The 14401-nt window shown below is 44.6% G+C and carries 7 protein-coding genes; all 7 read right to left on the bottom strand.

Going from position 1 to position 14401, the window contains the following annotated elements; translation table 11 throughout:
* Positions 1–26: 26 nt before the first annotated feature.
* The 7 genes from MKY73_RS10325 to MKY73_RS10295 all read right to left on the bottom strand — a co-directional run bounded on the left by MKY73_RS10325 (position 27) and on the right by MKY73_RS10295 (position 14346).
* Complete coding sequence (locus MKY73_RS10325) at positions 27–5825, bottom strand: hypothetical protein (protein ID WP_339307252.1); 5799 nt, start codon at positions 5823–5825, stop codon at positions 27–29.
* Positions 5826–5926: 101 nt separating this feature from the next.
* Positions 5927–7063 carry a hypothetical protein gene (locus MKY73_RS10320; RefSeq protein ID WP_339307251.1) on the bottom strand — a complete coding sequence of 379 codons (1137 nt, stop codon included), beginning with the start codon at positions 7061–7063 and terminating at the stop codon, positions 5927–5929.
* A 13-nt stretch (positions 7064–7076) separates the two neighbouring features.
* Positions 7077–8996, bottom strand: coding sequence for a hypothetical protein (locus tag MKY73_RS10315; RefSeq protein ID WP_339307250.1), 1920 nt, complete (start codon positions 8994–8996; stop codon positions 7077–7079).
* Between the two features lie 11 nt (positions 8997–9007).
* Positions 9008–9418 (bottom strand): hypothetical protein, encoded by a 411-nt coding sequence (locus MKY73_RS10310; RefSeq protein WP_076331348.1) that lies wholly within the window; start codon positions 9416–9418, stop codon positions 9008–9010.
* An 18-nt stretch (positions 9419–9436) separates the two neighbouring features.
* On the bottom strand, positions 9437–9853 hold the full coding sequence (locus tag MKY73_RS10305; RefSeq protein ID WP_339307249.1) for a hypothetical protein: 417 nt from the start codon (positions 9851–9853) through the stop codon (positions 9437–9439).
* Positions 9853–12993, bottom strand: coding sequence for a M23 family metallopeptidase (locus MKY73_RS10300; RefSeq protein ID WP_339307247.1), 3141 nt, complete (start codon positions 12991–12993; stop codon positions 9853–9855). Before MKY73_RS10300 ends, MKY73_RS10305 begins: the two co-directional genes overlap by 1 nt.
* A 15-nt stretch (positions 12994–13008) precedes the next feature.
* Entirely contained in the window at positions 13009–14346 is a 1338-nt protein-coding gene (locus tag MKY73_RS10295) for a hypothetical protein (protein WP_339307246.1), read from the bottom strand.
* Positions 14347–14401 lie beyond the last annotated feature (55 nt).

Here is a 14401-nt window from a genome sequence, read left to right as displayed (position 1 = left end):
CTCTATACGACAAAAAGAGCACCGAGTTAATCGGTGCCCGTCAGATCATATTGTAATTTTGAGTCTGTGTAGATCTGGATTTTATTTTCCATCACTGACACGGACAATGTATACCATTTATCCTTCTCCCATTTGAAGGGTTGCATCGGAGAACCCACTGCCGTTGGGTTGCCAGCAATGATTTTATATAGCTGCATCGGTGTTCTCATATCCAGACTGTTATCGCTGTCTCCTCCGTGAACCATAAACATCCAATAATTATGTTCATCAAAATATTTGAAAATAATTCCGGCACCATCCCCATCCGTACTTGTATCTACCTTGAAATCAACTGAGAACTTATATGTCTCAGCCAGGAAATTATTGCGGTACCATCCGCTGATGTCCTTCGTATCTTCTTTGGAATAAAACTTTCCAAGCAGTTGATCCCGCTCCCAATCGCCTTGACCGAATTTAGTCCAGTCGTCTGATTGGGATAATTCTAGCGCATCCATATCCTTGGAATACGGATAGTACACATTAAACGGATCATTCGGATCGTAGTCCTCCGGCACGCCCAACCCGCCTTCCCAGTCCTCAGGATCCATTCCTCGATCCAGCAGATCTTCTGAATAATCAAATAGGAGACCCTGCGCCATAGTGTCCATCATTGGAATGTAAGCATCAGCGGATTCCCGTTCAGCCACCGGGTGCTCAGTCAGTGTGAAGCTCTCACGAGGTTCCATCTTGGCTTTATGATACATCTCCATAAGATGAGCTGTTCTCTCTGGAAGGAACGCATGCAACTGCTCCAAATACTCTGCTCTTTTCTCTGGTCTTTCAGCGAAAATAAAACCTGTGATGACTTGAGAACAGCGTTCTTCAAATGAAGCCATGAGAGAATCAGGATCTTCAATTTCAGACAATCTGGCGTTCGCTATACCAGTCGGCAACTCTCTTGCTATGCTGGATTCACGTTCCTCAGTTATCCCTTTAAAATCACTTTCACTAAGATAACCAGGGTCTATTAACTTGCTGCCAAAACTCTCACCGTCATTAACAACGTAGCTTGTGTACGGAAGACTACTTCCGTAACTTAACTCGTCACCTGAGAAAGCAGACCTCTGGAGTGTAGTCCCATATATCCCATCGAAATGGTCACCGGATCGCTCACCCCTAACACCACTTTCCATTTCATGTGAATGACCATATCGATCTATTTTCTCCGCTGCGAATTGCTCCCAATCCAGAGCCGTGCTTCTTAACAAGTTCATTCCAGAATCCAATTGATGGTTATACGCGTCATAAGAAATCCTGGAGCTCAAGAAGGAGTTATCTTCAATATAAACGTCTCTCGTTTTAAGATAAGCATATTCGCTTTGGATCAGATCTATCTGTTTATATTGGAAGCCAACCAGTTCCATGTCCAAAATGGATTCATTAAATTCCTTGTTTCCGTAGAACATGTCCTGATCCAGCGATCCATTTCGAAGTTTCACTACATCATTGATCGTCTCATGAGAATGTGCCCATCTTTCAGCTTTCACCGCAAAAAGGTTGTCATGCAGGAATGCTGATCGATCCTCTTTATTGAACTCAAGTGTTCGGATCAAATCGACTTCTTTACCATCTTTAAACGCATGAATTTGCTCACCCATAGTGGAATCTTTGGCATTTTTCAGACCATATATGTTCTCTTCCAAAGATCCATATTGCGGTTTGTCAGCGAGCAGATTCTCTTCCATATTACCGTACTGCGGTTTATCCCCTGAGAGCACAATCTCTGTTGTACCATACTTCAAGTTTGTTCCACCAACAATCTCAACCGGAACATCACCATATTTTAGATTCGTTCCACCAACAATTTCTACAGGTATATCTCCATAACTGAGCCCCGTCCCACCTACGGATTCCACTGGAACATCAGCATATTTGAGATTAGTACCGCCTAGTGGTAACGTGAGGTCCATGTAACCGTATTGCGGTTTATCCGCTAGAAGTTGTTCTTCAAGATTAGCAAGCTTTTCAATCGTACTATCCGTTGTCTCATGAAGGTAAGCGTCGTGAGTATGCTTGTAGGCAAGGATCACATCGTGATCCAGTACCGAATCCTTTGTACTCTTTATCGTATCATAGATCAGTTCGACTAAGTCGGTATCTCTGAACCCTTTACCACCATACCAACCCTCACCATGCAATTCACTCAAGCGTAACTTGACAACTTCACTCTCCAACTCATGGACGGATGCCTCTTTCAAGATTCTTGTAGATTCGTTTTCTTCCAGCATGAGAGATAATCTGTTCATGTAATCCGAGAGGATTTCCACGTTGGATTGCCCTTTGCGCATGATTGAATGAGCCGTCAGCATATCATCCAGGTTCGCAGATTTCATTACAGTAGTGGCTAGAGACATCTCATCTTGAACCGATCCATATCGATCTACCCTAATCGCTTCAGAAGCATTACTGATCAAAGTGGATTCCCAAACTTGACGCATCCCTGCGTTAAACTCAATATCTATTGCACTTTCTCTTGCCCACGATGAACCAAGCGTATATCCAATCTCAGCTACTCCATTTCGATATTTCGCGCTGCTTATGGAATAATCGTCGTTAAGCAATGCTGATCTCCATTCCATAGTCGCCAGTGAGTAATCGATATCCATAGCTGCCTGACGTGGCTCAATCACGCCAATAGAATAGCTCTCATTCAAATACAACTGTCTAATCTTGGCTGTGCCTATAGAATACTCACCACTGATTAAACCTTCTCTTGTTGGATTAGTAGAAATAGGTTGTTGATCATACGCGTATCCCTCACGAGTCTTCGACGTTCCAATAGCATATTCGCTATTGAGAAGCATCTGGCGCAAGTTCGTACCACCCATGGTGTATTCATCATCAAGCATGCCATAGCGTTCGCGGGAAACTCCGCCCATATTGAATTCGGTATGAATCACACTCTCACGGTTCATGTTGGAACTCACGATATGATGGTCAAGAGCCATTCCATTCCGTTTGTCTTTCTCGCCTATCCCATGCTCATCAAAGGCTTGTCCTCTACGTTCAACTTGACTTCCTTCATACATTGGATCATCGGGGAATAGTCCCCCTTCATGTTCCAACCAACCTAATGAATCTTTAAACTCAATAATCGCCGGTCTTGCATTAAAATCTGCGCCGTAAATGACTTCCGTAATTTCGCCATGCTGATCTTGTTTTATTTTCACTCCCTCGAAAACGTCTGTTTCTAAAGTAGAATTACGTCTGTCGAGTTGAGCCGATCTTGGTTCATCTTCAAGTACTGCCATATTCAACTCTTTGGAAGCTTCTGCAAGTTCTGTTCCAATATCACCAAGCTGAGATTCCTTCGCACCTTCCAAATTAAAGGAAATGATGCCTGATCTGGTTCCGTCTTTATCAGCTGTTAAGATCCCACAATCGATTAACGCATCTATCCGCTCTCTAACCCCAGCCAAAAATGGTTCATCAAAATAAACCGAAGCGTCGGCATTATTCACAGCTTCCATCATCATTTCCAGAATGACTGCCGGGCTGTTCTCCAAGATCTCTCCTACGATAAATTCCTCGTCCAGATATCCAGGGTATGCTTTATTCCCCAACCATCCTCCTCCAACCAGTTTGTCCAGAAGGTCATCCCGAACTATGGCTGGTCGACTTCGATCTCGGATGGAATGCAGGATTGTTTCCAGATGCAACTCTTTACGTTCTCTATGTAGCACAATTGGTTTCTCAGTCAGATGTACATGCTTCTGTTCGTCGTTCTTTCCATACGAATTTAGCTTTTCGAGTATAGTAGAACGTAATAATTCCTTGTCAGCCATATGGTCCTCGGACTCGGGTAACCACAAATCATGAGCTAATGCTCTTTCTGCCGTTGTCGAACCGGTCGCATAGCTTTCAAAGGATTTTTCTCTTGCAGCACCTTCCTCGCTGTTCGGGATGTACAGATTCCTTTTCTCTATATTTGCAGTATGAAACTTGTCCTCAATATAGCTATCAAACTCGCTTTCCCTTTCACCAAGTAATTTCTTGTTGAGTATTTCTAGAGCCTCTGCGGCCACTCGTTTGCCTAGCTTTCTTTCCCTCTCCACGTACCCGGGAACCTTACTGACCCTTCTGCTCTCCTGCAAATCTCTGAAAACAAAACCGTACTCCGTACTTTCACGATAAGCCTGAGCTGCATGACGGTCTATCTCACTATGAACCACATAAATCCGTCGCGCCTTAGGACGCTCATGCTCAATATACATTTTCTCCAAATAAACTCTTTGTCCCGTAGTCAGTTCACCTATGACGTTCATATCTTCTGCTTGATCCCGAACAGCCCAAGGAAACTGTTTTTCCACATCAGCAATAGTTCCTATATCTCTGGATGCCAAAAGGATACCGGATGCTGTAGTTGCCGGATGTTTGTCTATTATTCTGTGAGCTTGGAGCGGATGCCATAGGGTATTACTTGCACGAAAGACTAACGCATTACGATGTTGGTCACGGCTGCTTTGAATTAGATCATCATGAAAGTACAGTTGCTCGTTGACTTCTCGCGTACTTCTCATATCGGTATGCAGAACTGTGGGGTACTGACGATCCTTCAGTTTGGCAAGTACGTTCTCATGAGTTACCAATTCATTCTCAATAACCCGCGCAGCCTGATCCAGTTGTGATAGGAACATGTTCTCTTCAATGTCTCTGACTGCTTGAACAATTCTGCCAGTAGTCATTCCAGTAAAGGTTGTTTCTCGCATAGCTGTCCCTAGTGTTTGCATGAGTGTCAATTGGGATGTGTTAGAGATTCTTTGAGCTAAAGGCAATGTCCGATCAAAATGCATATACTTTATTTCCTGAAAGCGACGAATATAAGCAGTCGACATATCCGATAGAATGGATAACTGCTGATGATCATCTACCCTTTTCCCCATCATGGCAGCTTGTTCGGCAAATGTTTCTTTATGACCATCTCGTAAACCTAGCAGATCCCGATATAGAAATTCCACATCTTGTTTGCTTACCTTCCTGGATTGAAGACTGCTCTCCAGTTCTGTACTTCTGAAGTGGTCCTGGATGGCTTCTAGCAAAAAATCATTTTGTGTCCGGCGTCCAATGATTTTCTCCACTTTCTCGAAAACCTCTGCCACATCCATATCCGGTTTGTCGTTTCGAACAGCGTGTATCCATTGCTTAATTTCCAGTTCAGAGCTGCTATCTTGCTCTGCACTATCTGCATAATCCGCAATCATCCCATATTCACTGACCCTGAAACTGATTTTTCCTGGCTCCAACTTATCCAGATTTTTCACAAAATTACGAGTTAGACCCAAATTACGGACAATCTTTAACTCTTTATCGTTATCTACGCGCCAGCCCTCTGACATATTTTCATGAATGAATGAATCCTTTAATCCTCCGGGCCTGTGGCCTTCGTCTTGATGATCCATTTCCAAAGCTTCAATTAACGCAGATCGCTCCATTTCGAACGAAAATTCCATGACATCGCCTTGCTTAGTAGCTGAGCTCGATCCTTCCATGGAACTTTGCAAAAGTCCTTCTTTATCCTGTTTTGCATCACTTAGGACAATAAATCGTTCTTCTCCTTCCAGATCCTTGCGAATCGCTTCCACAAGTTGATGATTAAATCCATGTGAGATGGATCTTGCCATGTAGAAATCAAGCATCAGGACACTTGGATACCGGCTGTAAGGCATATATATAAATCGATAATCCTCAGGCCTGCTTCCTGTAGGTCCGACTGTAAACAGGTAACCGTACTGAGTTGTCGTGTAATCTATAACGGTGAAATCAAACTTATTGATTACTTGATTCACGTCACTGCCCCCTTCCAACTAAAAAAAGGGAACCCCTGAGTGGAGTCTCAGAAAGTTCCCTCTCACTGAATCTATACGACTCAGCTTTGATTCAGTTTAACTTACGCCGTATAACGGACTTCCTTCAGAATAGCCACACCCATGCGTTGGTTAGCAGACAGATTCATGAAATTCTGTGCTGTATCGGTATCGAAGTAACGATACACCTCTTGGTCCCAAGACTTGCCTTCCACATCAATAATTAACTCATCCAGATGAAGGATATTATGCTTCGTAACCGCGATGCAGTTATCGAATTGACCGCGGTAGCCCTCATAAGGATGAACCACGTAGATCGGAGACAAGTGATATTTGGACGTCCATTTGGATGCCTGGAAGCCCTGTGGCTCCAGTTCCAAACCGGTATCACCCAATTCAGGATCTTGATAAGCTTTACCTTTCGGTGGAGCTTGCGTGATAAAGGAAGGATAGTGCTGCTGGAATTCAATACCTGACTTGGTTTTCAACATCTGAAGTGTGTTGTTACCTGCAGAGGTATATTGACCATAGTAGTACGTTCCCGTTGTGGCAATCTGAGAGATATCCGGTTCTTCAATTACCGCTCCGGCTGTCAGCATGACGTTTCCGTCTACATCATTCAGGTTGTATTTGAACGGTTTCAATGCACCTGCATACAGGAAGGATTTTTTGTAATCAAGGAAGTTTACTGCTGGGTCGGCGACAAGAACCATCGCCAAACGATTGTTCATAACATTCACATACATGTACACAGGTTTTTCTTTATTTCGATCTGTTGGTGTGTAGTTTTCCAGTGCCCATTGGTAGAGTACCGGATGTCCTGTAAGCTTGAATGTAGGGCGAGTAGTTACCGGCAGTGTGGTTGGTTCACTGCCTTCGAATCCTTCAAGCAACTGCACAGTCAACGTACTATGCTCCTCATAGGCTGGAACAGGTGCAACGATGCGTGGTACCAAAGCATGATTGATGAAACTTACATAGAAATGCTTAGTAATTGGTGTTGCTTGTGTTCCAATGGTCATGATCCCGCGAAGAATAAGTTCCTGAATTCGGTCACTGCTGTCCTTTTCTTCGTAAAATACTTCCCACAAGTTTTGTTCCTGAGACTCGCCTGCAGTGGATTCAAATGGGAAACTCTTAAACCCTGTGACTTCCTCCTTCAGTTTTGTCAACACGTCCTGTGAAGTAGTGATTGTTTCTACATATTTAAAATTTGCCATTATGTAATCCTCCTTATTTTATCTCTTTCAAAAATGCAATCGTAATTACATCTGGGGATGGGGAATGTTTGAATAGATTCAACGGACTCTTGATACTGAAAAACTTGTAAACCTCTGTCCACGTACCCAACGCAGGTTTGGAAGGATCTTTCAGAATTTCTGTATCTACGATTAATTCATCGCGATTGACTAGGTTATGGTCGTATATCGCAACTACACCGTCCATATAACCCCGATATCCTTCTGCCTGATGAACAAGGTAGATTGGACTTGCATGATACTTTCCTGTCCAGAGAGATTTCTGGAAGCCATTCGCATCTACAATCAATTTTGATAGACCTGGGGGAAGTTTACCCACAGAAGGGTAGTTCGGAAGATGCGAAATAAATGCCGGGTAATACCGCTGGAACAAAACATTACTGCGTGTCTTCAACATGGACATGGAGTCCATACCATTTGAAGTGTACTCACCGTATTTGGCATAGAGATCCGGATTGAGATCTGTGAGAATATCATTTTTCGTATAACCAGTCATATCTGTTCGCAGATCACCCATGCCTACAGTAACACCGAAGTTACCTCCATGGTCATAATCATTGAACGGAACAATCTTGCCTATGTATCCAAAACTACGGTAATAGCTATGAATATTCGGTGAAGGATCACCTTCCAAAACAAGAACTACTCGATCATTATTTACCGATAAAGTGTAAGCTACCAGGTAATCCGGTCTGCGTTTTTTGTTAGGCAACCATGACGTGGTAGAATGTCTGCCGTGGAAAAAGCGAGCAGCCGGGCTTACGATCTCTGTCTTGCCGTCATAATCCAGCTTCCAATTCGTGGACGGTGGGAAGAATGTTTTGACAATCGTATCTGTGTTCCACATCTCGTAAATGGCTTGTGCCTTGGCTTGATCTATAACTGTAGGCGTTAACCCCGGTTTAACCGTAGCTGGATCACAAGCTCCTCTGTATGTGGTCGTTGAATCTCCACTTGTGTTTGTACCTTCAAACTCTTCACCATAATAAATATTAATATAGTTCCAATCATTCGTAGGTTGTTCCAACATTACAGAGTACTCTCGCACAGGAATACCAGTTGGTACAGTTGGCGTACCTTTAACTACTACTCTAGAAGGCACATCATGAACAGGATCAGCAGTATAATAACGCTCAGTAAAAGTATACTTAGACTTCCCAGGCTCTACATTGCTTGTTTTTAAAGAAGTCCAACTACCGTAATAATCAAAAAATCTTACATATTCCCACTGATAGGCTGTCTTAAGACTGTAGTTCCAGTCCTCAGGAAGCTCCGTGACTAACTCAAATTCATTCCAGTCATTCACGTAAACCTCTTCACCCGTGCTCAGTGTTTGCTTCTGTTTTACGACATAGGCAGTAACCCCGTCAGGTTTCGTCAAGTCTGTTACCAATGTAGCCAGCTGATTAGGAACGTCTATAAAAATATTAGCTCCAGTCTTATCTGTATAAGAAAACTGAACAACTTGAATTTTTCTACCGGTTCTGTAATTACCGTAATCCTTTTCTCTGACTGCGGGACGGCTACTACCTTCAACAATTTGATCCCAATATACGGAACTTACTTCATGAAGAAAACCATCATCTTCAACAGCTGGTGTTCCATCTTTAAACTTAAGTTTACTGTAGTCAGGAATTTTAACTACGTCATACAAGTTACCATCCGTATGAAGGTACTTCCCTTGAATATTAGGCCGAGTTTTAGGGGTGTAGGTTACCCAGTAATCTTGCTCAGCCTCGTAGACTTTCTCCCAGCGATTGGCGTCAATCCCGCCCTCTACTCTGGGAATATCAGCACCTACAATTTCATCGGCCAGCGTATTGATTAATTTTTGTGCTTCCGACTCTCCGTCAATATAAGCGGCAAAGTTCGTCTGCGGTTTTTGCAGTGCCATCGTCACCCTCCTTATCTCAAAAATTTGATGTTGTACCAGACCGACTTGGCTTCAGCCACCGCGTTAAAAAAGTCAAACGTGATAGTCGTTCCAGCCGGAATCGGGTAGACAATTCCGAAACTGTTACCCATGGAAACCGACTCGGGAAGTTCCTTCGCATAAATGGTGCGGCACACCTTTTCAGTCCCGATCGTCAGCTCCCAGTAATCGCCGACACAGTAGTGACTCGCAGCAAACGCAATGCTCAGAAACTCTGTGTCATACGCCAAGGTGAACGTATCCGACTTGGTGGTTTTGGCCGCCGGAATGTCCAACATCTGTCCCCGAATGAACGGGATCGTCTTTTTACTGAAGTGTGGGTACGGCAGCTCGCGCACTTTGTCGATGACGCCACCCGCGATGTAAGATACATTAAATGCCATGGAACCACCTCCTATATCTTATATACGACTTACGCTCGTTCCAGTTAAGCGTCCTTCGTCATCATAATTTAGAGCAATATTGTAAGTGAACATCGACTCTCCAGATGCATCATATGTACGGGCCGTCACCTGCGTTAGCCTGTAATACTTGTAATAATCATAATCCGGGTGGGAGTAGCCCACCCCTGAAGGAAAGTCTTCCTCATCCTCTGAGCCAAACTTCATCCAGATCGAAACCTTCCATGCCGATTCATACAAGAGATCTGCTCCAGTCACCCGGTCCGGATCCTGCATGTGCTCCCGATATAATGTAACGGAAGGCTCACCTTCAAGAGGAGAAACATTCGAATTGGAGATACTGCTATATTTGCGAAGTTCACGGTGGATGAGATCCAGCACGGGGTATACAATATTTTCATTTACAATGCCGGCCATTACACCATCACTCCCTTTCTTGCCCACATCATATCAATGACCTGTAACATGCCCCGGTCGACCGAATAACTGGTTTTAATACTTTTAATCGTATAGACAGCTCGAGTGGTGGTCGTTTTATCCGTCACAATAACGTTGTCGAGCAGATCAAGCGCAGGATTCGCAGGTATGGATACCTGTAGCGTACGGCACATGCGTTTCATGTCAAAAAAAGCTCGCTCTGCCACCTGTCTTTTGGCTTCAACCGTCTTCGCCCAAGGAACGGCCAGCACCATGGTTCGGATCTCTCCTTTGAGTTCGAGCAGAATCTCCTTGTCCACGAAACTGCTCTGACTGTTATTCGAGTCGATAACAACGATGTGACTTCTTCCTCTGGACCAATCCGTGGATTTGGTAATGGAGATCAGATTGTCATTTTCGGAAAACTCTGCCACGACCGGTTTGTCATAATTCAGGCGCTCCAATCGATATGTACCATAACGGTCACAATAGCTACGATACGGAATCTCCGAGATTACCTCCTGAACGGCTTCCGTAACTTTGCCTGACCATTGCTCAAACGTCCTGCCATACTCCTCGATGAATGGATTAAGCCATCCGTTCGGTGTCAGCACTGTACTTGCGTCCTTAACTTCAAACTCACCTTCCTGACCAGGTACGGGAACAATGACCCTGCCCGTCTTCTGATTCACCTCAATCAGATAGGTCTCGTCAATCACGTAGTCAGGATAAGAGCGATCCTCACTGGTTGCCCTCCAACCCACCATACCTGCATGTTTAACCAGATCTAGTACAACGGTTGATTTGACCCAAGCCGGCTTTTCAAATTCTACAGGCTGAGCGGGTGTTGGTGTAACTGCCGGAGTGGAGGTTGCTGTAATGGTCCAGCTTGCCGGGTCTGCGAGCATTTCCTGATAATAGGTCCATACCTTGTCCACCCAATTCTCCCGATCCTGACTCCAGGTCATGGGGGCAATGTCTCCACCATTATGGAAATAAAGTACATCCGCCTTGGAAGTCACTTTTTTCCCTCTGGAAGCCAGTGCCTTGGACATCCGTTCTGCTCCGCGCTTCATTTGCTCCTGAATTCCCTTGTACAGTGGGTTGCAAGCACTTGTACTAGGACAGCCATATCCAAGAATGAAGCTGCCGTTCTCTTCTTTGCCTTTCCCTTGTGTTCCGAGAACGGTCTCGTGTCTGCATATCGCAAGCAAAAACTTATGATCAGGTACACCATACGCTGCAGCTTGAGCCTGCGCAGCCTGAATAATGGATGATGTCCGGTCCGTGCCAACTGCTGCAGGCGGCACCGGATCCGGCACATTATCAATCTCTTCTACCTCTGGATAGGCTTTTTTCTCGGAAATGACTTTCTCGATAATGCGCTTGTACATATCTCGGGCCGTAATCTCCAGCGTGGAGCCTTCCCCATTGATGTCCACCTTGTCAATCAGTCCCGTAAATACCCGCATCATGTGCTGACCATATCCCATATATATGCGTATCGGTGTGTTTTCACTCAGAACCCCGATATGGAATCCGTTTGCGAAATAAGACCATGGAGACGGTACGCCCCCAAGCTCGGGAAAATGAGCAGGATTATAATCGGGGGAGAAGAATCCTCTCGGATTGGAGATCGTCAGCCGTGCTTCCCGGGCTTCGGAATCAAATTGATCATCGATTTCGGCACTAATGATATTGGGGAGAACCTGTGTATCCATATAGACAAAAGACCCGACCTGGATAACATCCGTTTCGACCCTTCTATTATTGATAAAATCTGTGTAGCTGTTCGTTTGATAATATCCTTTAGATGGATCGAGCCCTTCTTCACTCTTTTGATTCTTCAACGGAGCAGGCAACAACTCTTGGATGCGAATATAATCAATGGCGAATTTTTTATACTTCTTACTTGAAGCAGGAACAGACCCGGTTGGGACAGTGGAGTTTTGTTTGCCCCCATACGTCACCTTAATCTTGATACTCTTGGCTTTTGCAGGGATCACAATATTATTCAATTCCGTGAGTTTGGTCAGATCATATGCCCCGTTAAACTTATTCACATAGGCATACGTTTTACCATCAATCACCACAGCGAAAGAATCCCCTTCCGCATCACTGAAATTAGTCCCCATTCCAATACTAAGCAGCCCTTGTGTCGGCATACTCAGTTTCGTCACGTTAATCTCGAATTCAGCTACAGCGGCTTTGCCTTCAAAGGTGTATAGCAACTTGCCTCCTGAATCAAACATAGTCCAGCCCGATTCAATCTTGGCATAATCCGAAAATTTCAATCCGGTTGTATAAACGTCTTTCTCATGCCAGTTGCGTTTGTCGAATTTCTCATTCAGTTTAATCTCTCCGGGATATCCCTCGACCTGAACCGGCTTTACATCAGTAAATGTTGTTTTCGCATTTCCGTGCAACTTGCGCTGGCCCTTGAAATACAATTCAGGATTAACTGGCTTGCCTCCCTCTCCGGTTCTCGTTGTTGGATTGACTCCTTCCCAAATTTCAAAATGTAGATGTTTTCCCTTGCCCGCCGCACGTTCAGCCGGGGACACCTTATGCCCACCGGTATATACGCCACCTGTATTGCCTAGCGTTCCAATGACAGCCCCTTGAGCTACTTCATCATCTACTGAACAGAGAATTTCTTTCAGGTGAAAATACTTGGTGATTACACCATTAGCATGTCTAATATTTACGGCATTACCAGCACCTTCTGTTTTATTCAAGGATGTACGGACTACTTTTCCGGCCCACGCAGCCAAAATTGGCGTCCCGATCTTTTCTGACAAATCGATGCCCCGGTGAATTTTTGACGCGCTATCACGAGGACTACCAAATTTATCTGTCACAGGAGTAGTAATAAACGTTTTACCTTTGATCGGAAAACAAATCTCCTGAGCATCCGCTTGAGTCGAACCGCTATATATACCATTACTCGACTCATCCACCCAAACGGATTCTGTACTGATGATGGGTACCTGCTCGGTTACGATATGCCTGAACTCTTCCGTCCGTCCCGGGATAAAGGCCAGCCGATCTACTTCGACCCGGATATTGGGAAGCGCCCCTTCCCCCAGCTTAAGACGCTGGGATAGCACATTCATAACCTCATCCGAAATTGGAATCATATTGTAATCTCCCCCTTACTTGAATCGCTCGATGGTCCATTTCATGAATCGGTCCAGGAAAGCTGCGGCTTCAGCCCGTGTCATAGCGGAATTTCCAAGGAACCATATCTCTTCCTCGTCCGTACCACCTACAGGTCTTCCCATATCCGTGACTACCGCTGCACCATCCATCTTTTTCTTGATCGGAATGCCATTAATGAGTGGATCATTATTCGCAAATGTTTCATCTTCCATCTCAGAGACGGCTATTTTCCAGAACGCATCCTTGTTCTGTACGACTCGCTCATCTTTGTTCTGATAGTAGATGGCCGAATCTTTGCCAACGTCTGCGAACCTCTCGCTCACATCTTTGAGATAATAGAACGTCACTTCGTCGCCCTCTGAGAAAGGTTGATTGAAAACAACCGTATGGTTGTCAATTTCCGAGTACCCCGGTGTTTCTTGGACGTTATCTTTTTTTTCGTCTTTAAATTTCACTGTAACTTTAAGTTTCTTTTTACCTGCCGGATAATTGCCGTTAAGTCTAAACACCCGTTGACCCTGAAATGCCGTAATAGGCTGATTAATACCTGTCGTAGGGGCTTCCTTGTCCGTAAATCTGGCATAGAACACCTTGCGCAACTTGTTAATCAGATGAAAGGCTTCTCCCCGCTGTATAATGGCATTAGGAAAGAAACAATTGTTGTATGCTGGTTTGAGGGTTGTCGCTTTGATATTTTCACTCATGAACTTGTTATTCTTCGTCCAATAATTGAATTTGCAGGTAACACCGTTCAGATTAAAAGGAAGAAACACCGATCCCCCCGGGCTGACACAATATACATCCGTTCGGTAACCAATTGCCTTGGTTGCAATTTTGGTTACCGCCTCAGCATCTCCCATGGTGTCTGCCCATACCTCGGAAGGAATACTGAGTCTGCGGAGTGGTTGGCCTGCTGCATACAAATATTCCTGATGATTGCGACTGAATGGATCATAGAAATAGGTCGTCGCTGCACTAAGTACAGCTCTGGGCAGATCTCCGGTCCAGGACACGGGTGGCCTTTTCCAAGCACTGTCCAGCAACGGTTCTCCATAACTACAGAAGGACACCACCTGCCCTGCTTTTACACCGGTATACAACTCCACATCGGTTAATCCCTTACTATTGGTTTCAGCCGTTTGGTAGATGGTTTGAACACCATCAATAAACACATACAGTGGATTGTCATCTGTAGGTTTAATCAGCACAGGCAGACTGAATGAGGTTTGCCCCGCTTGCCCCTTGATTTCTTCATATACAAAAGGTTTGCCTTCCTCAAACTTGTTGTAGTTGATCCCGGCCACAAAGATTTCACCATCATCCAAAACCATATTCGTGGCTTCCATAACATCGTTATAGAACCAGTCCCCTTCGTTTACATCAACC

Origin of the sequence: Paenibacillus sp. FSL R5-0519 (genome assembly GCF_037974275.1) — a bacterium.
Taxonomy (GTDB): domain Bacteria; phylum Bacillota; class Bacilli; order Paenibacillales; family Paenibacillaceae; genus Paenibacillus.
This window is presented reverse-complemented; position numbering and strand designations above follow the sequence as displayed.

Bases quoted from the DNA above. Each gene is read 5' to 3' on its own strand.
- MKY73_RS10315 (WP_339307250.1), bottom strand. From the start codon at position 8,996: ATGGCACTGCAAAAACCGCAGACGAACTTTGCCGCTTATATTGACGGA.
- MKY73_RS10295 (WP_339307246.1), bottom strand. From the start codon at position 14,346: ATGGTTTTGGATGATGGTGAAATCTTTGTGGCCGGGATCAACTACAAC.
- MKY73_RS10310 (WP_076331348.1), bottom strand. From the start codon at position 9,418: ATGGCATTTAATGTATCTTACATCGCGGGTGGCGTCATCGACAAAGTG.
- MKY73_RS10320 (WP_339307251.1), bottom strand. From the start codon at position 7,063: ATGGCAAATTTTAAATATGTAGAAACAATCACTACTTCACAGGACGTG.
- MKY73_RS10300 (WP_339307247.1), bottom strand. From the start codon at position 12,993: ATGATTCCAATTTCGGATGAGGTTATGAATGTGCTATCCCAGCGTCTT.
- MKY73_RS10305 (WP_339307249.1), bottom strand. From the start codon at position 9,853: ATGGCCGGCATTGTAAATGAAAATATTGTATACCCCGTGCTGGATCTC.